This is a genomic window from Microbacterium sp. Se63.02b, from assembly GCF_014171575.1.
Lineage (GTDB): Bacteria > Actinomycetota > Actinomycetes > Actinomycetales > Microbacteriaceae > Microbacterium.
Genome location: NZ_CP050453.1, coordinates 32,422 through 47,953 on the forward strand (window position 1 = coordinate 32,422; position 15,532 = coordinate 47,953).

The 15,532-nt window shown below is 69.2% G+C and carries 19 protein-coding genes and 1 pseudogene; 11 read left to right on the forward strand and 9 right to left on the reverse strand.

The window, feature by feature from the left end; genetic code table 11:
- From G4G29_RS00175 to G4G29_RS00210, 8 genes are all read left to right on the forward strand, one after another.
- A complete protein-coding gene (locus G4G29_RS00175) occupies positions 1–969 on the forward strand; it encodes a sugar ABC transporter permease (RefSeq protein WP_183151412.1) in 969 nt (322 codons plus the stop codon).
- Entirely contained in the window at positions 966–1,799 is an 834-nt protein-coding gene (locus G4G29_RS00180) for a carbohydrate ABC transporter permease (RefSeq protein WP_183151413.1), read from the forward strand. Before G4G29_RS00175 ends, G4G29_RS00180 begins: the two co-directional genes overlap by 4 nt.
- Positions 1,796–2,545 (forward strand): glucosamine-6-phosphate deaminase, encoded by a 750-nt coding sequence (locus G4G29_RS00185; protein ID WP_244632271.1) that lies wholly within the window; start codon positions 1,796–1,798, stop codon positions 2,543–2,545. Before G4G29_RS00180 ends, G4G29_RS00185 begins: the two co-directional genes overlap by 4 nt.
- A complete protein-coding gene (locus tag G4G29_RS00190) occupies positions 2,542–3,147 on the forward strand; it encodes a BadF/BadG/BcrA/BcrD ATPase family protein (RefSeq protein WP_183151414.1) in 606 nt (201 codons plus the stop codon). The genes G4G29_RS00185 and G4G29_RS00190 overlap by 4 nt, the downstream gene beginning before the upstream one ends.
- Positions 3,144–3,443, forward strand: a complete 300-nt coding sequence (locus G4G29_RS00195) for a hypothetical protein (RefSeq protein ID WP_183151415.1) — start codon at positions 3,144–3,146, stop codon at positions 3,441–3,443. Before G4G29_RS00190 ends, G4G29_RS00195 begins: the two co-directional genes overlap by 4 nt.
- 2 nt (positions 3,444–3,445) lie before the next feature.
- Entirely contained in the window at positions 3,446–4,138 is a 693-nt protein-coding gene (locus G4G29_RS00200; protein ID WP_183151416.1) for a putative N-acetylmannosamine-6-phosphate 2-epimerase, read from the forward strand.
- A complete protein-coding gene (locus tag G4G29_RS00205) occupies positions 4,135–5,148 on the forward strand; it encodes a Gfo/Idh/MocA family oxidoreductase (protein WP_183151417.1) in 1,014 nt (337 codons plus the stop codon). Before G4G29_RS00200 ends, G4G29_RS00205 begins: the two co-directional genes overlap by 4 nt.
- 76 nt (positions 5,149–5,224) lie before the next feature.
- Positions 5,225–5,926: an O-methyltransferase gene (locus tag G4G29_RS00210; RefSeq protein WP_183151418.1), complete on the forward strand. Its 702-nt coding sequence runs from the start codon at positions 5,225–5,227 to the stop codon at positions 5,924–5,926.
- 9 nt (positions 5,927–5,935) lie between these two features.
- On the opposite strand, the gene G4G29_RS00215 is transcribed toward G4G29_RS00210, so the two are convergent.
- The 6 genes and pseudogenes from G4G29_RS00215 to G4G29_RS00240 form a co-directional block, all read right to left on the reverse strand.
- Positions 5,936–6,610, reverse strand: coding sequence for a GNAT family N-acetyltransferase (locus G4G29_RS00215; RefSeq protein ID WP_210274216.1), 675 nt, complete (start codon positions 6,608–6,610; stop codon positions 5,936–5,938).
- Positions 6,611–6,768: 158 nt separating this feature from the next.
- On the reverse strand, positions 6,769–7,026 hold the full coding sequence (locus G4G29_RS00220; protein WP_183151420.1) for a hypothetical protein: 258 nt from the start codon (positions 7,024–7,026) through the stop codon (positions 6,769–6,771).
- A gap of 127 nt (positions 7,027–7,153) precedes the next feature.
- Positions 7,154–7,956: pseudogene (locus tag G4G29_RS00225) on the reverse strand (SDR family oxidoreductase).
- Entirely contained in the window at positions 7,953–8,453 is a 501-nt protein-coding gene (locus tag G4G29_RS00230; RefSeq protein WP_183151421.1) for a MarR family transcriptional regulator, read from the reverse strand. The pseudogene G4G29_RS00225 and the gene G4G29_RS00230 overlap by 4 nt, the downstream one beginning before the upstream one ends.
- A 63-nt stretch (positions 8,454–8,516) precedes the next feature.
- Positions 8,517–9,458 (reverse strand): methyltransferase, encoded by a 942-nt coding sequence (locus tag G4G29_RS00235; protein WP_183151422.1) that lies wholly within the window; start codon positions 9,456–9,458, stop codon positions 8,517–8,519.
- 40 nt (positions 9,459–9,498) lie between these two features.
- Positions 9,499–10,647 carry a calcium:proton antiporter gene (locus tag G4G29_RS00240; RefSeq protein ID WP_183152710.1) on the reverse strand — a complete coding sequence of 383 codons (1,149 nt, stop codon included), beginning with the start codon at positions 10,645–10,647 and terminating at the stop codon, positions 9,499–9,501.
- Between the two features lie 180 nt (positions 10,648–10,827).
- On the opposite strand from G4G29_RS00240, the gene G4G29_RS23245 reads away from it, so the two are divergent.
- Positions 10,828–10,962 carry a hypothetical protein gene (locus G4G29_RS23245; RefSeq protein WP_258566978.1) on the forward strand — a complete coding sequence of 45 codons (135 nt, stop codon included), beginning with the start codon at positions 10,828–10,830 and terminating at the stop codon, positions 10,960–10,962.
- A gap of 70 nt (positions 10,963–11,032) precedes the next feature.
- A complete protein-coding gene (locus tag G4G29_RS00245; protein WP_183151423.1) occupies positions 11,033–11,278 on the forward strand; it encodes a hypothetical protein in 246 nt (81 codons plus the stop codon).
- A 336-nt stretch (positions 11,279–11,614) separates the two neighbouring features.
- On the opposite strand, the gene G4G29_RS00250 is transcribed toward G4G29_RS00245, so the two are convergent.
- Together G4G29_RS00250 and G4G29_RS00255 are read right to left on the reverse strand one after the other, a co-directional pair.
- Entirely contained in the window at positions 11,615–12,799 is a 1,185-nt protein-coding gene (locus G4G29_RS00250; protein WP_183151424.1) for a zinc-dependent alcohol dehydrogenase, read from the reverse strand.
- Between the two features lie 96 nt (positions 12,800–12,895).
- On the reverse strand, positions 12,896–14,224 hold the full coding sequence (locus G4G29_RS00255; RefSeq protein WP_183151425.1) for a cytochrome P450: 1,329 nt from the start codon (positions 14,222–14,224) through the stop codon (positions 12,896–12,898).
- A 143-nt stretch (positions 14,225–14,367) separates the two neighbouring features.
- Between G4G29_RS00255 and G4G29_RS23745 the strand changes: the two genes are divergently transcribed.
- Entirely contained in the window at positions 14,368–14,622 is a 255-nt protein-coding gene (locus tag G4G29_RS23745; protein WP_345941132.1) for a hypothetical protein, read from the forward strand.
- A gap of 216 nt (positions 14,623–14,838) precedes the next feature.
- On the opposite strand, the gene G4G29_RS00265 is transcribed toward G4G29_RS23745, so the two are convergent.
- Positions 14,839–15,531, reverse strand: a complete 693-nt coding sequence (locus G4G29_RS00265; RefSeq protein ID WP_183151426.1) for an aspartate/glutamate racemase family protein — start codon at positions 15,529–15,531, stop codon at positions 14,839–14,841.
- Position 15,532 lies beyond the last annotated feature (1 nt).

A 15,532-nucleotide genomic window follows, 5' to 3' on the forward strand; every position in this document is an offset into this window, starting at 1 on the left:
ATGACCAAGCTCCTGACGCCCCCACGTCCCGATGCGGAAACCAGAGTCGACGACCCTCCGTTCCGGCGTCCACCTCGCCGGAAGGCCCTCCGGCCCAGGCTCGCGCAAGCGAGCCTCGCACTCCCCGCACTCATCGTGATCGTCCCTCTGCTGGTGATCATCATCATGCAGGGCGCCAACCTCGTCACCCACGCCGAGAACCTCCTCCGCCCCGGCAGCGAGGAGATCTTCGTCGGGTGGGACAACTTCACCAGGGCGCTGTCGGACCCGACGCTTCTCGGCTCCATCCGGGTCACCCTCGTCTACGTCGTCGCGGCCGTCGCCATCGAACTCGTCCTCGGTGTGTCCATCGCCCTCGCCCTGCACGGACGCATCCCGGGCAAGGGCGTGCTCCGCGCCCTCATCCTGATCCCGATGGTGCTGACTCCCGTCGTCGCCGGGCTCATGTGGCGCCTGCTCATGGACCCCACTTCGGGCTTCATCAACTGGTTCCTCGACGCCGTCGGCATCGGCGGTCATGCGTTCCTCGCCGACCCGGCCACTGCGCTCGCCGCCGTGATCCTCGTCGAGGTCTGGCAGAACACGCCTTTCGTCGTGATCATCGTGCTCGCCGGCCTCGAGTCGCTCGACCCGTCTCCGTTCGAGGCCGCGCAGCTCGACGGCGCGGGAGGATTCCGCCTGCTCTGGAACGTCACCCTGCCGATGCTCGCTCCCGTGTTGTCGATCGTCGTGCTCCTTCGCGTCATCGATGCCGTCAAGACGTTCGCCATCGTCAACACCATGACGAAGGGCGGACCAGGCACATCGACCCTCGCCATCAGCAACTACGTCTACCGCCTCGGTTTCGAGACCTTCGACATCGGGTATGCGACGACCGTGGGCGCCCTCGTCTCCCTGGTCGTCCTGGTCGTCCTGTTCCCCACTGCCACGCGCCTCATGGGCCTGCGAATCTGGAAGGCACGCCGATGAAAACGCGCCGCAACATCCTGCACACCCTCCGCGTCGTCGCGGTCTACGTCTTCGTCATCTGGTGCATCCTTCCGGTCGTCTGGCTGGTCAGCACGTCTCTCAAGAGCGACGTCGACGCGTTCAGTCGTGAGCCGGTCTGGTTCTTCGTCCCCCAGTTCGGCAGCTACGTCAGCGCCTGGGTCGACGGCGGGATGGGGCAGGCCATGGTCGTCAGCGCCGTCGTCGCCATCATCAGCAGCGTCGTCGGCATCGTCGTCGGGTTGCCCCTCGCGTACCTGACGACCCAGGTGTGGCCGCCGGAGTCCGCGTGGTCCGCGCGCGTGACGCTCGCGATCCTCCTGCTGACGACGGTTCCCCCGGTGCTCACGCTGACGCCGTTCTATCGGGCGTTCTTCGGGATCGGGCTGACCGGCAACCCGGTGGGGCTCACGATCGTGCACTCCTTCTACGCGATCCTTCTCGCCGTGCTGATCTTCCGCTCGTTCCTCGTCGCCTTCCCGCGCGAGATCCGTGAGGCGGCGATGATCGACGGCCTGGGCGAGTGGCGCACCCTGTTCCGGTGCGTGCTCCCGAACGTCTGGGGCGCCGCGTTCGCGACGTTCGTGCTCGCGCTCATCCAGTCGTGGAACGAGTTCCTGTACGCCCTCGTCCTGACCAGCGGCGACAGCCAGACGGTTCCCGTGACCATCGCGGGCTTCCTGAGCTTCTTCGGCACCAACTGGGCCCGACTCACCGCCGCCGGCGTCATCGGTGCGCTGCCCATCGTCATCTTCGCGATCATCGTCCGCAAGCACATGGCCCGCGGCCTCTCGTTCGGAGGGGTCAAGTGACCGGCATCACCGTGCGGAAGTCCGTGGCTGCGACGCACCGGACGGCCACGGCGGCGGCATCGGCAGCGGTCGATGTCATCGAAGCGTTCCTGCACTCCGGCGGCCTGCGCACTCTGGGAGTCGCGACGGGCTCATCTCCCGGCCCCGTCTATCGAGAGATGGCCCGACGTCAGCTGGACCTGTCGGAGGTGACGCTGTTCGCGCTGGATGAGTACATCGGGCTGCCGGACGGTCACGAGGAGAGCTATCGCACCGTCGTCGAACGGGAGGTCGCCCACCCCCTCCGCGTCCCCCCGACGCGTGTGCACCTGCCGGACGGCGCCGAGCCCGCCGCCTACGACGAACTCATCGCGGCCAACGGCGGCATCGACCTGCAGATCCTGGGAGTAGGGAGGAACGGTCACATCGGATTCAACGAACCGGGCTCGTCGTTCGACTCCCTCACGCGGGTGGTCGACCTCGACGAGTCGACGCGCGAAGCGAACGCCCGCTTCTTCGGCTCCCTCGCCGAAGTCCCCCACCGCAGCGTGACCCAGGGAATCCGCACCATCCTGAATGCGCGCAGAATCGTCGTCGTCGCCTCGGGGGTCGACAAGGCGGCAGCGGTCGCTGCGGCGATCGACGGACCGCGCACCGAGGCGATGCCCGCGAGCGTCCTCCGCGACCACGCGGACGTCACGTGGTTCCTCGACGAGGGTGCCGCCTCGCAGCTCCGGCCTCCCGCGCGGGACGGGGGCGACGCATGAACGGCACCCTCGCCATCGACGTCGGGCAGACCGGGTTCCGCATGCGGGGTGACGAGGGCGAGGTCGTCGGCTTCTCCCTCGGCGTCACGGCACTCACGAGCGAAGAGCACGTCCGTTCGCTCGCGCAGCGCATCGCCGCTCACGTCCCGGAGGGCACGCAGGCCGAGCACGTGGGCGTCGGGTTGTCCGGCTTCGTCGACGGCTCAGACGCTCCGCACGCCCTCGCGGCACATCTGAAGGAAGCGCTCGGCGCCCGCAGCGTGGTGGTCGCGGCAGACGCCGTCACCGCGCTCCTCGGCACGGTCGGCGCGCGCCCTGGCACCGTCGTGATCTGTGGAACCGGGGTCGCTGCGCTCGGTATCGACACCGGTGCCTCGCCGCGGCGCATCGACGCTCGCGGTTACCTGCTCGGCGACGTCGGCAGCGGGTTCTGGATCGGTCAACGCGGTCTTCAGGCAGCTCTCGATGCTCTCGAAGGGCGCGGAGAACCCACAGCGCTCGCCGGCCGCAGCAAGCGTCTCGGCACCCCGGCGGACATCTATCTCCAGGCCATGGGCTCGGTCCCGCCCCGAAGTTCGTCGCGGAGTTCGCCCCTGACGTGATCCGAGCAGCGGCCGAAGGCGACTCCGTCGCGCACGACATCGTCAGAGCCGCCGCCGCCGAACTCGCTCAGACCATCCGCGCCGCCCGGATCTCCGATGGGCCCATCGGGTTGACCGGCGGCCTGGTGCGCGCTCCCCTGTTCGTCGAAGAAGTCCGCGCAGCGCTGGGCCTCATCGGTCTGCCGATCGACGACGTCCTCGTTCGAGCCGATGCCGCCCTCGAAGGTGCGCGCGTCATCGCCGAAGACGTATCTATCCGACCGGCGTTCGCCGGTCTCATCGCAGTGAAGGAGTAAGAATGCTCGACCTCGAGACGCTTCGTGGACGCCTCATCGTGTCCTGTCAGGCGCCGGACGGGTCGCCGTTGCGCGACCCGGGAATCATCGCCGCGATCGCCGAGGCGGCCGTGCTCGCGGGCGCGGGCGCTGTACGCATCAACAGCGCCGAGCACGTGGCGGCCGTCCGCGAACGTGTCACCGTCCCCATCATCGGTCTGGAGAAGGTCGTCACGGACGGGTTCCAGTGGATCACCCCCACCGTCGACAGGGCCAAGGCCCTCCTCGACGCCGGCGCCGACATCATCGCCGTCGATGCGACGTTGCGCGCTCGCGGCGAGCACCCGGGCGTCGACACCCTCCTTCCGGCTGTTCGCGAGCTCGGCGCGGCCGTCATGGCGGACATCGACAGCTTCGAGGCCGGCGCGCACGCGGGTGAGCTCGGCGCCGACCTGGTCGGTACGACGCTGTCCGGCTACACCAGCGTGCCGCAGAACCGCGGCGGCGATCCCGACATCGAGCTCGTCGCCCGACTCGCCACCCGCCCGACCCCGGTCATCGCGGAGGGGCGCATCAAATCACCCGAGGAGCTTCGGGCAGCGTTCGAGGCCGGAGCTTTCGCGGTCGTCGTCGGAACATCCATCACCGAGCCGATGGCGCTGACCAAGCGCTACCTGGCTGCAGTACCCACGCTCACGAAGGGAGCATCCGCATGACCACCAACATCGCCGTCGTCGGCGCCGGCCGCATGGGCCAGGTCCACTGCCGAATCGTCGCCGAGAACCCGAGGGCGACACTGGCCGCCGTGGTCGACCCGTTCGAGGACAGCGGTCGCCGCGTCGCCACGCAGTACGGAGCGCCGTGGTTCCCCACGCTCAGCGCCGCCCGTGAGGCTGTCGCTCTGGACGGCGTGGTGATCGCAGTCCCCGACAAGCTGCACGTCGGCGTCACCGTGGAGGCCATCGAGGCAGGACTCCACGTCCTCGTCGAGAAACCCCTCGCCGACACGCTCGAAGGTGCTCGCACCATCGCGGACGACGCCGCGGCGAAGGCGACAGCATCCAAAGTCCTCGTCGGACACGTGCTGCGCCACGATCCTCGGTTCCGGTCGGCGGCGAAGACCGTGGCCGCGGGGACGGTCGGCGACCCCGTCCACTTCCGCGCGGCGCGGATCGTCCCCCGCAGCGTCGGGTTCGCGAACAACGGGGCGTCCCCGATCTACATGTATCAGGGCATCCACGACATCGACCTCGTGCAGTGGATCTCCGGGAGCCCAATCGTGCGCGTCTCGGCCACCACCGCCGCGAAGGTCCTCCCCGCGGCCGGCAAGGAGGGCGTGGACGTCGCCCTGATCCTCGCCGAGCTCGAGAACGGTGCCGTGGGCACGATCGAGATCTCCTGGGTGCTCCCTGATTCCACTCCGAGCGGCCTCGCCTCGCAGTTCGATCTGTACGGCACCGACGGGAACATCAAGGTGGATGTCACGGCCGAAGGCATCTCGCTCGACACGCTCGACGAGTTCCGGCTCCCCAACACGATGCTCGACCCGGAACTCGACGGACGGCTGGAGGGAGTCGTGCCGCAGCAGTTCGACTACTTCCTGCAGATGGTCGAGTTCGATCTCCCCAGCCGCATCGGCATCGAGGAAGCGGTGTCTGCGGCGCGAGTGCTCGACGCCATCGACGACTCGCTTCGCACGCGCACCTGGGCGGAAGTGAGCCGCTGACCCCCGCGGCGGGCCTTCCGAATCGGGAGGCCCGCCACGCGCCAGCACGTCCGAGCGCGGGTGAAAGAATGGCATCATGAGCGACCAGCACGAGCCTCCCGAGAACCGCTACGCATCCGCTCCGGCCTGGCGCGCTGTCGATTCCTACTTCGCCGCCGCACTCGTGGACGAGGATGCCGCATTGGTGGAGGCACGCGAGTCGGGGGCGCGCACGACCATGCCGAACGCAGAGGTCGCCGCGAATCAGGGCGCACTGCTCGGCCTCCTGGCGCAGATCTCCGGCTCGCAGCGCGTGCTCGAGTTCGGTACGCTCGCTGGCTACTCCACGGTCTGGTTGGCGCGTGCCGTCGGCGCCGGCGGCCATGTCGTCACTTTCGAACTCGAAGAGCAGAACGCCGCCATCGCACGCGAGAACCTGGAGCGCGCAGGAGTCGCCGACCGGGTGGATGTGGTGGTGGGTCCGGCCGCGGACTCCGCCCAGAGGCTGATCGACCAGCAGGTCGAGCCGTTCGATCTGGTCTTCATCGATGCCGACAAGCCGAGCAATCCGATCTACCTCGCCGCGGCGCTCGAGCTGACGGCGCCGGGTGCGGTGATCGTCATCGACAATGTGGTGCGCGACGGCGCCGTCGCCGATGCGAACAGCAGCGACCCGCGTGTGCAGGGGGTGCGTGCAGTGATCGATGCGATCGCCGCGAACCCGCACCTCGATGCGACGGCGCTGCAGACGGTGGGCGAGAAGGGGTGGGACGGCCTCATCATCGTGCACCGTCGGTAGTGCGGGGACTCAGCCCAGCGGACCCTCGAGAACCGTGAGCACGTCGGCCTCGTCGAACCCGAAGGATCGATTGAGCGCGAGCATCGGCGCGTTCCCCGGCTCGGTGTGGGTCTGCAGGATCCGCGAGGCGGCGCTCTCCGGCACGGTCATGAGCTGACGGAGATTGGCGACCTTCATCGCGCGACCGATCCCTCGACCTCGAGCCCGCTCCTCGACGAAGGTGTCGTCCTGATACACGATCTCGGGATCGGCTCTGGACAGCAGGATCTCGGTGTATCCGACCGCGTCTCCGTGTTCGCGCGCCAGACTCCGCACGAGCGTGTAGCCCTGAGCCGACATGCGCTGCTCGTTGCGACGCACCGCCTCGACGTCGGCGGTCTCCAGGGTGCGGGTCAGCTCTCCTGTCGGTACCTCAGCGGACATCCGTGATCGCAGTCGAGCCCAGTCGTCGAGCGCGTCGTCAGGACACCGACCGGACCAGGAGAGCACCTCGACACCTGCGGGTGCTCCGGCTCCTTCCGCAAGCCTGCTCTCCGGCACCGGAAGCTCGACGATCTGACGGATCTCGCGGGTGCCGACGTCGAGCCCCGCTGATCGGGCGAACGAGACTCCGGCTTCGGTGGAGGTCTCGGCGCGCATGACCGTGGCAGCGCCATGCAGCGCGGACCGCACGGCTTCGAGCAACGCTCGACCGACTCCGTGACGCCGGCAGTCTTCGCGGACGGCGATCTCGACGTCCGCGGGCTCCCCGGGTGCACATGAGCCTCGGCGGCGCCGACCGCGACTCCGGCGACCTCGGCCATCAGCAGGACGGAGACACGTGTCGGATGCGGGTGGAGGGACTAGGACGTGCGGGCGGTGAGTTCGCCCAGGTCGCGCACCCCGCGCGCGTCGAGGTAGCGGCGGATCACGTCGGTCACCAGTCGGATCTGCGCCTCGTTGCCCATGGCCGCCTGCATCGCGCCCATCGTCGGCGCCGGCTTGCCGTCCACACGCTCGAGTGCTTCCCACACGATGTCCTCACGGGAGCCACGGCCCATCGCGTGCGGCATCGAGCTGAAGACGGGGCTGGGTGTCCAGCCGGATCGGGTCTCATCCATGGTGGTTCCTCTTGTGGGGGTCTCTTCGACCCTAGCAAGTTATTTTGAGTCATTCAAAATAAGGAACGGGTGCGGGATACGACGAAGGCCCGGTCCGCCGCGGTCCGGGCCTTCGTCGGGGCGTGTCTCAACCCTGCGAGGCGTCGTTCCACGACCAGATGTCGTCGCCGCGGAGCACGGCGTCGGCACCGCCGTCGCAGTAGATGGTCTGACCGGCCATGTGGGTGTTCGCCGGACTCGTGAGCCACACCAGCAGTTCCGCGATCGATGATGCGGGCTGGTGGTAGTTGAGGGGCATCGGCACGGCGGCATCCACCTGAGCCAGGCCCTCGGGGCTCGCGAGCAGGCCGGCGGTCATGGCCGTGGTGACCGTGCCGGGTGCGACGGCGTTGAGCGGATGCCCGCCCCGGCCCACGCGGGCGTGACCGACTCTCGGCGGACCCACCGCGACACCGCGCGCTTGCTCGACGAGTAGTTGAGGAAGCCGGCCTCGGGCGTCGCGGCGAGCTGGTCGCCGATCTCCAACGCTCGTGCCTCGTCGCCGTCGAGCGCGGCATCGACGAGCGCGGCCGACACGGGCTGCAGGGAGGCCATGGACGACACCACCGCAGCCCTCGGCTGATCGGCGAGGCTCAGCGTCGGCTGCAGCGCGGTCAGGAACTCGGTGACGCCGAAGTAGTTGATCGCCATCGTCTTCGCGATCGGCGCGGCGATCCCCGCACAGGCGATCACGGCGTCGATGCTGCCGCCAGCCGCGTCGATCGCCGCCTCCGCTGCGGCCGTGCGGCCGTCCGGGGTCGACAGGTCTCCCTCGACCTCGGTGCCGGCGAGGTCCACGCCGACCACGGTGTGGCCCTGCGCGCGGAGCAGCTGCGTCGTGGCGGCACCGATGCCGGATGCGGCGCCGGTGACGATGTAGGTACGTGTCATGTTTCCTCCTTGTGGGTGGGCGCCCGATCAGGCGTCGTCATGGGGTCGTGCGGGTGTGTCGTCCGCGAGAGGGCCGCGACGAACCGGACGAGCTGCGCACGGAACTGCTCGACCTCCTGAGGCGTCCAGTCCGTGACGGCGTCATCGACCATGCGATGCCCTGCCGCCACGAGGCGCGCGTACGCCCGGGCTCCGGCATCCGTCAGCCGCACCTCGACCGTGCGTCCCGAACGCACGCGCTCGACGACCCCCTGGGTCTCCAGCCGAGTGACGAGCTTGGATGTGGTCGGGCGCGACATCGAGGCGCGCTCGGACAACGCGGTGAAGCCCATCGCACCCCCGCTGAGTCCGAGCAGGTAGACCGCACGGATGCCCGTCGGGTCGAGCGCGACACCGACGCCGTCGGCGATCTGCGCCTGGACATCGCTCTCCGTCCATTCGGAGACCACTCGCACGAGTGCGACGTGGATGCCCGCGACACCGTCAGCGACTGTCATACCGCCAGTGTACGCCGATAGTTGCCTGAGGCAACTGAGGAGGCGACTTCTGCTGACCTCGACTCAGACGTCGGACGAGACCGACTCCTCGTGCGCGCCCTCCGACGCAGCGAGTGGGCGCCGTGGCAGCCAGCAGGCGACGCGGTCTCGGTACGCCAGGAACGCCGAGCCGAAACGCTCCTCGAGGTCTGCCTCTTCGAGTGGTCGCACGACCGTGTTCCAGACCAGAGAGCCACAGAGGGCGTAGACGACCACGAGCCACGAGCCTGCCATGACCCCGATCGCCATCGGATTCCGGACGAACCGGTAGGGACCGGAGATCACGAGTCGACGCGGCATCGACGACGGGAGGGGCGTGCCCGCTCCCTGCACCGACATCGCGGCAGACGACCAGGTCGAGAGGGCGAGCGCTGCCGCGAACAGGGCCGCGCCGCCGATGCGCAGAGCTGGCGGGAAGGCGACGTGCAGTCCCCACCGCAGCTCCAGCACGACGATGACGGCGGGCAGCGCGAGCAGGAAGATCGCCGAGAACACCACAGTCTGGAGCGTGGCCTTCGACACGAGCGCGCGGGTGTTCATCGGCGGAGCCGACCGGAAGCGGAACGGCCCGATCAGCAGCCAGTTCGACGGCACCCTCCCGACGAGCACGAGAATCGCCGCGCCCGTCGAGCCCGCTGCCGCAGCCACCATCAGCAGTGCGCCCCAGCCCGCGGTCGCCGTGACCGTCGCGTACAGACCCATCCCGATGGCGACCAGCAGCGTCCAGGGGGCGGCGATCCATGCCGCGCGCCGCACGCCGAGCGCCACCAGCGCCGACGCCACCACGAAGAGAGGGATGTCCGCGACGGCGAGCAGCCGCGGATCGAGGGTGCCGAGCGTCGCCGTACGCACGTCAGGCACCGTGAAGACCGCGATCCACCACGCGACGCCCGCCAGTGCCTGACCGGCGAAGTAGAGGCGTCCCCAGGTCACGGCCGACGTCGATGCGAGCCGGCTCCCCCTCATAGCGGCAAGTCTAGGTCGCCGGGGCGGGGGCACGAGAGTGTCAGCTGAACAGCACGACGACGTAGATGGCGAAGGTCACCAGGTGTGCCGCGCCGTGCATGGCCGTCACGCGTTTCGCGGCGAACGTCGTCACCGAGAGCAGCAGCGTGACGCCCAGCATCAGCAGATTCGCCGGAGACTCGGCCAGCACCACGGTCTGGCCCGTCGCGATGCCGATCACCAGCACGGCGGGGATCGTCAGCCCCACGGTCGACACCAGGGCGCCGTGGCAGAGATTGACGACGCGCTGCACCTCGCCGCCGAGCGCGGCACGGACGGCGGTGATCGACTCCGGCAGGAACACGATGCCCGCGATGAGGACTCCCGCGAGGGCGACCGGAGCGCCGAGGCGACCGAGGCCGTCGTCGAGCAGCGCCGCCATGTCGTGCGACAGCAGCACGATCGGGATCACGGTCACCACCAGAAGCGCGAGGCGGACGATCACCTCGGTGCGGTGTGCGGCCAGCACCTGCCGGATGCCGGTTCGCTCCTCCTCCTGCGCGCGCGGCGACCGCTGCGGCGACAGCGGCTCGACCTCGGTGAAGTCGCCCGCCTGCGCGCCCATCTGCCGGAACAGGAAGAAGGCGTAGAGCACGAGCGTCAGGATGACGATCGGGACCTCCTGCGCGGTGGCGTATGAGCCGTCGACGCCGATCAGCGCTGGCAGGCCGAACGCGAGAGCCACGAGCACCACCAGCATCGACAGGTACGCGGATGTGCCGGTGCGGTTGTGCGTCATGCCACGGTGACGCATGCCGCCGAGAAGGAGCGCGAGACCGATGACGAGGTTCAGGATGATCATCGCGACGGCCATCACCGAATCGCGGGCGATCGTCGCATGCTCACCGGGTCCGAGCATGACCGCCGAGATCAGGATGACCTCGATCAGGACGATGGAGAGCGTCAGGACGAGCGAGCCGTAGGGATCGCCGAGACGATGTGCGAGAGCCTCGGCCTGCGTGACCACGCCGAACGCGCACACGAGTATCACCGCGACGATCACCGCGAGCGCGATGACGAGGACCGGAGCGGGCACGGGCGGCTCCAGCAGCGGGTGCAGGATCAGGAGCGCGGCGAACGCTCCCCATCCGAGAACGATGCGGGCGACGTCCTTGACGCCGATCAACTGCTTCACTTCTGCGCGGGACATGGGCGGACTCCTGGAGTCGGGGCCGTCCCCGGTCTGAATCTCCCGCCGGAGGTCGTCCTCCGTGGTCAGCGAATACTCCAGCCTAGCAAATATTTCCCGGTCAGAGGGAAATTTGACTTCCCTCTGGGGCGGGCTATGGTCGGAGGTTACGCCAGCCAGCACAAGGGGAAGCGAGTAACCATGTCCGGGAAGTCCATCCAGGGTAAGGCCAGCAAGAAGGCGCCGCAGCTCACGCTCAAGGAGAAGCGGGCCGCGAAGCGCGAGAAGAACGCACCAGACGAGTTCCTGAAGCCGCGCAAGGGAGCGAAGGGCTGAGCGAACTCCCCCGGTGGGTGCGTCGACGTGCGCGTCCGGCGTACCCACCGGTCCCAGCTACCTTCCCTTCGTGCGCGTGTCAACGGTGCTGCGTCGCGACGGCATCCGCCGGACGCTGGAGTCTCCCGACGAGAAGGAGGTCACGATGTCGAATCCCGATGTGTACCCGACCGATGCCGAGCAGCCTGAGACGCAGGGCGACGACCCGGTCGAGGCCGAGCTCGGCGAAGACGGCCAGGGCGATATCGCGCCCGAGGACGAGGGCGGTGGCCACAGCGGCGACGCGCCGACCGACCTGAGGGACGGGTCAGAATGAGCGGCATCGACGATCAGGGTCAGCACTCCGAGAACGTGTCGTCCCCGCTGACGGCGATGCGCACGGACGGATCGCCGAGCACCTCGCCGAGCGCGGCGGTGACGCGGCCGCGACCTCGGGGGAGGTCCCTGCGGGAGGAGCGGGAGCCGATTCGGGTGCGGCGGAGGCCGTCGGCGTCGAGCGCGGATCGCGATCATCCGTGCCCGACGAGTCGACGCACAACGACGAACCCGGCATCGGCACCCGGCGTCCCGACGTCGACGAGGCGAACCGCGACGTGGGCGACCCCGGCGCGAACGCCTGAGGCCACCCCCGCCGAGGACTCACGCGGTCGACTCACACTGTCGAGGGGTGCAGCACCACCTTGATGCAGCCGTCCTCCTTCTGCTGGAACGTGCGGTAGAGCCCGGGGGCATCGTCGAGGGGTGCGTTGTGGGTCGTGAGGTCCATCACTCCGAGCGGATCGGCGATGTCCTCGACGAGCGGCACCAGGTCGTCGACCCAGTGCTTCACGTTGCACTGCCCCATCCGCAGAGTGATCTGCTTGTCGAACAGGGTCTTCATCGGCATGATGTCGGCATCGCCCGCGTACACGCCGCTCAGCGACACGGTGCCGCCGCGGCGGACCACATCGATCGATGCGTACACGGCGGCGAGCCGGTCGACGCCGACCTTGTCGAGCACCTGGCGCGCCGCAGGATCCGGCAGCAGCCCCACCGCCTTCTGCACGAACTCGACGCCCGAGTTGCCGTGCGCCTCGAGGCCGACGGCATCCACCACGGAGTCCGCGCCACGCCCCTCGGTCAGATCGCGCAGCTCCTCCACGATCGTGTCGGTGAGGTCGAAGGTCTCGATCCCGTGGCGCTCGGCCATCGCGCGGCGCTCGGGCACCGGATCGACCGCGAGCACCCGATAGCCGCGGTGTCGCCCGATCCGTGACACGAACTGCCCCACCGGCCCGAGACCCATCACCGCGAGCGTGCCGCCTTCCGGGACCTGGGCGTACTCGACGCCCTGCCAGGCCGTGGGGAGGATGTCGCTGAGGAAGAGGTACCGTTCGTCCGGCAGGTCGGGGCCGACCGGGATGTGGTTGTAGTCCGCGAGCGGTACGCGCAGGTACTCCGCCTGCCCGCCGGGCACCTGGCCATACAGCTTGGTGTAACCGAACAGCGCGGCGCCGCTGCCGTATTCCCGCACCTGCGTCGTCTCGCACTGCGACTGGAACCCGCGCCGACAGAGGAAGCATTCGCCGCACGCGATGTTGAACGGGATCACGACGCGGTCGCCCACCGACAGACTCGTCACGTTCGCGCCGACCTCCACGACGACGCCCATCGGCTCATGGCCGAGAATGTCGCCGCGGTCGAGGAAGGGCCCGAGCAGTTCGTACAGATGCAGGTCCGAGCCGCAGATCGCGGACGAGGTGATGCGGATGATCGCATCCTCGGGCTGCTGGATCACCGGGTCGGGAACCTCCTCGACCGTCACCGTGCGCTTGCCCTGCCAGGTCAGTGCCTTCATGGCGTCCTCCGCTCGTGTCGTCGTCCGCCCCACGGTCGTCGCCGATGTGGATCCCGCCTACCCGGTTGACAGGTGCCTCCGGGCATGCGCCCCCGCTCAGTGGAACGGGCAGCCTCGTCCGGAGCCGGCGGCGCGTACGCGTCCGCCGGATGCGGGCTTGGTCGGCAGGCGGCGGCGGTTCACGTCGAGGCCGTCGTCGAGGATCCGGAGTCGCGGATCGCTCAGCACGGCGATCGCGGCAGACAGCCCCGCGATCACGAGCTTCTCCCCTGGGCATCGATGACCGGTCGCGACCTCGGCACCACCCTGCGGGATGAACGTGCGCAGCGACTCGTAGTCGTCGACGTCGGTGAACCGCTCGGGGGCGAACCGGTGCGGATGTGCCCAGGATTGCTCGTCGGTGTTCGTGCCGAGGATGTCGAGCACCACCCGTCCGCCCGCGGGAACCCGCACCTCGCCGATCTCGATGTCGGCGATCGCGCGCCCGGGGAGCATCGGCACGAACAGCGCCGTCCGGCGGACCTCCTGCGCGAACATCGTGGCGAGGGTGCCGCCCACCAGCGCTCCACGCTCTTCCGTCTCCGCGGCGATGCGCGCGCGCCACTCCGGGCGGTCGTGCAGCTCCTTGGCGGCGAACGCCACGAACCGGGCCGCAGCGATCATGGGACGGATGCTGTTCTGCAGCTCGATGCCGGCGACCCGCGAAGGGAGGAGTTCGCCGTCCGGAGCGCGGTGCGCCGACCACAGCGCGAGCGCCGTCCCCTCCTGGGCATCCAGCGAGCCGGCGCGGACGGCCTCGATGAGACGCTGCGCGTGCCGGTCCGACCACACTCGGTTCAGGGCGGCCGCGAGGTACTCCGGCGAGTAGGGAACGCCGAAGCCGTCGACGATCTGCGCGAGTCGCGCCGACCACCGTGTCTTCGCTCCCGGGGTCCCTGGCAGGCCCGCCCATCCCATGATCGCGCGGCCGAAGGCCCCGATCGCGGCGTCGTACGCGCTGCGGGTACCGTCGCGAAGCCACTCTTCGCGCTCGACCGCCCACTCCCTCTCGAGCCACGGTGTGAGCCGCCCGACCTGCGCGTCTTCGTAGGCGACCTCGACGAACGTGGCTTTGCGGTGTCGGTGGGCCTCGCCGTCCAGGCTGTGCACAGAGCCGTGACCGAACAGCGTCTCCTGCACGAGGGCCGGCATGGCGCCGTGACGCACGATACGGGACTCGTCGTAGAACAGCTCGACGCCCTCCGCGCCCCGCACGAACGCCGTGTCGTCGCCGAGGAGCCGCATCGGAGCCGACCGCGCTCCGGACTGCGCTCGCCGCCAGATGCGCTCGCCGAAGTCGTAGCCGCGGGTGAGGAGCGTCGGGGCATCGTCGTGCACGATCGCGTCGACCGCGCGCGACACTCGGGAGGTCAGTCTCTGGAACATCCTCCGACCGTGCCAGGAGCTGTGACAGTGCTCCAGGGGGGAGCGTTCGCGATCCGGATGTGGTATCCGGATCGACGCTGCGTGTGTCAAGCACCTGCTGCGAAGAGACCGTGTCGTCCAGGATGGCGGTGGATGGAGGAACCATGACGCGCAACACCCGAGAGATGGCGTGCACCACCGATGACGTGTTCCGGGTGCTCGCGAACGGCTGGCTCTACCCCGCGTGGGTGGTCGGAGCCTCCCGCATGCGCGATGTCGACGAGTCCTGGCCGGAACCCGGCGCGCAGCTGCACCATTCGGTCGGCGTCTGGCCGGCGCTGCTCGACGACACGACCGAGGTTCTGGAGTGGGATCCCCCGCGGCATCGTGCTCCGTGCGCGTGGCTGGCCGATGGGTGAGGCGCAGGTCACACTGCGGGCACGGACGACTCCGCCGGGTGCCAGGTCCGCATCGACGAGGAGCCCGTGAAGGGGCCGGCCGCGCTGATCCCGCGACTGTTCACGGCGCCGATGCTGCGCTGGCGCAACGCCGAGACACTTCATCGACTCGCCTACCTCGCCGAGGGGCGCGCGGAGTCGTGAACCACGGCTGAGCGGTCGTCCGGGTCAGCGACCTCATGCGCTGAGCGCGAGAGCGACGGCCGCCTCGACGTGCAGGGCGGTCGTGGGGAACACGGGGACCGGCGCGTCCTCCGCCGAGACGAGAAGCTCGATCTCCGTGCATCCGAGCACCACACCCTCGGCACCCCGCAGCACGAGACGCTCCATCACGTCGACGTACCGCCGTCGCGAGTCGTCGCTGATGATGCCGTGCACGAGTTCCTCGTAGATCACCCGGTGAACGATGGCACGATCCTCCGCGTCGGGCACGATCGTGTGGATGCCGTGTGCGGCGAGCCGATCCGCATAGAACGGCTGCTCCATCGTGAACGCGGTGCCGAGCAGCCCGACCGTCGCGAGACCGGACGCACGGATGGCCTCGCCCGCGGGATCCGCGATGTGCAGGAAGGGGATGCTCACGGCGGCCTCGATCCGATCCGCCACCAGGTGCATCGTGTTGGTGGCGAGCACGAGCAGTTCGGCTCCCATGCCCTGAAGCGCTGCGGCGCGGTCGGCGAGGAGACCGCCCGCGGCGTCCCAGTCGCCGCGAGCCTGCATCGCCTCGATCTCGGCGAAGTCGAGCGAGTCCAGCACGATGCGCGCGGAATGATGCCCGCCGAGCTGTGCGTGCACGCGCTCGTTCGCCAGCCGGTACCACTCCAGCGAGGACTCCCAGCTCATGCCGCCGAGCACTCCGATGGTCTTCATC

Coding starts and splice junctions, on each gene's coding strand:
- G4G29_RS00175 (WP_183151412.1), top strand. CDS start 1: ATGACCAAGCTCCTGACGCCCCCACGTCCCGATGCGGAAACCAGAGTC.
- G4G29_RS00180 (WP_183151413.1), top strand. CDS start 966: ATGAAAACGCGCCGCAACATCCTGCACACCCTCCGCGTCGTCGCGGTC.
- G4G29_RS00190 (WP_183151414.1), top strand. CDS start 2,542: ATGAACGGCACCCTCGCCATCGACGTCGGGCAGACCGGGTTCCGCATG.
- G4G29_RS00200 (WP_183151416.1), top strand. CDS start 3,446: ATGCTCGACCTCGAGACGCTTCGTGGACGCCTCATCGTGTCCTGTCAG.
- G4G29_RS00205 (WP_183151417.1), top strand. CDS start 4,135: ATGACCACCAACATCGCCGTCGTCGGCGCCGGCCGCATGGGCCAGGTC.
- G4G29_RS00210 (WP_183151418.1), top strand. CDS start 5,225: ATGAGCGACCAGCACGAGCCTCCCGAGAACCGCTACGCATCCGCTCCG.
- G4G29_RS00220 (WP_183151420.1), bottom strand. CDS start 7,026: ATGGATGAGACCCGATCCGGCTGGACACCCAGCCCCGTCTTCAGCTCG.
- G4G29_RS00230 (WP_183151421.1), bottom strand. CDS start 8,453: ATGACAGTCGCTGACGGTGTCGCGGGCATCCACGTCGCACTCGTGCGA.
- G4G29_RS00235 (WP_183151422.1), bottom strand. CDS start 9,458: ATGAGGGGGAGCCGGCTCGCATCGACGTCGGCCGTGACCTGGGGACGC.
- G4G29_RS00240 (WP_183152710.1), bottom strand. CDS start 10,647: ATGTCCCGCGCAGAAGTGAAGCAGTTGATCGGCGTCAAGGACGTCGCC.
- G4G29_RS23245 (WP_258566978.1), top strand. CDS start 10,828: ATGTCCGGGAAGTCCATCCAGGGTAAGGCCAGCAAGAAGGCGCCGCAG.
- G4G29_RS00250 (WP_183151424.1), bottom strand. CDS start 12,799: ATGAAGGCACTGACCTGGCAGGGCAAGCGCACGGTGACGGTCGAGGAG.
- G4G29_RS00255 (WP_183151425.1), bottom strand. CDS start 14,224: ATGTTCCAGAGACTGACCTCCCGAGTGTCGCGCGCGGTCGACGCGATC.
- G4G29_RS23745 (WP_345941132.1), top strand. CDS start 14,368: ATGACGCGCAACACCCGAGAGATGGCGTGCACCACCGATGACGTGTTC.
- G4G29_RS00265 (WP_183151426.1), bottom strand. CDS start 15,531: ATGAAGACCATCGGAGTGCTCGGCGGCATGAGCTGGGAGTCCTCGCTG.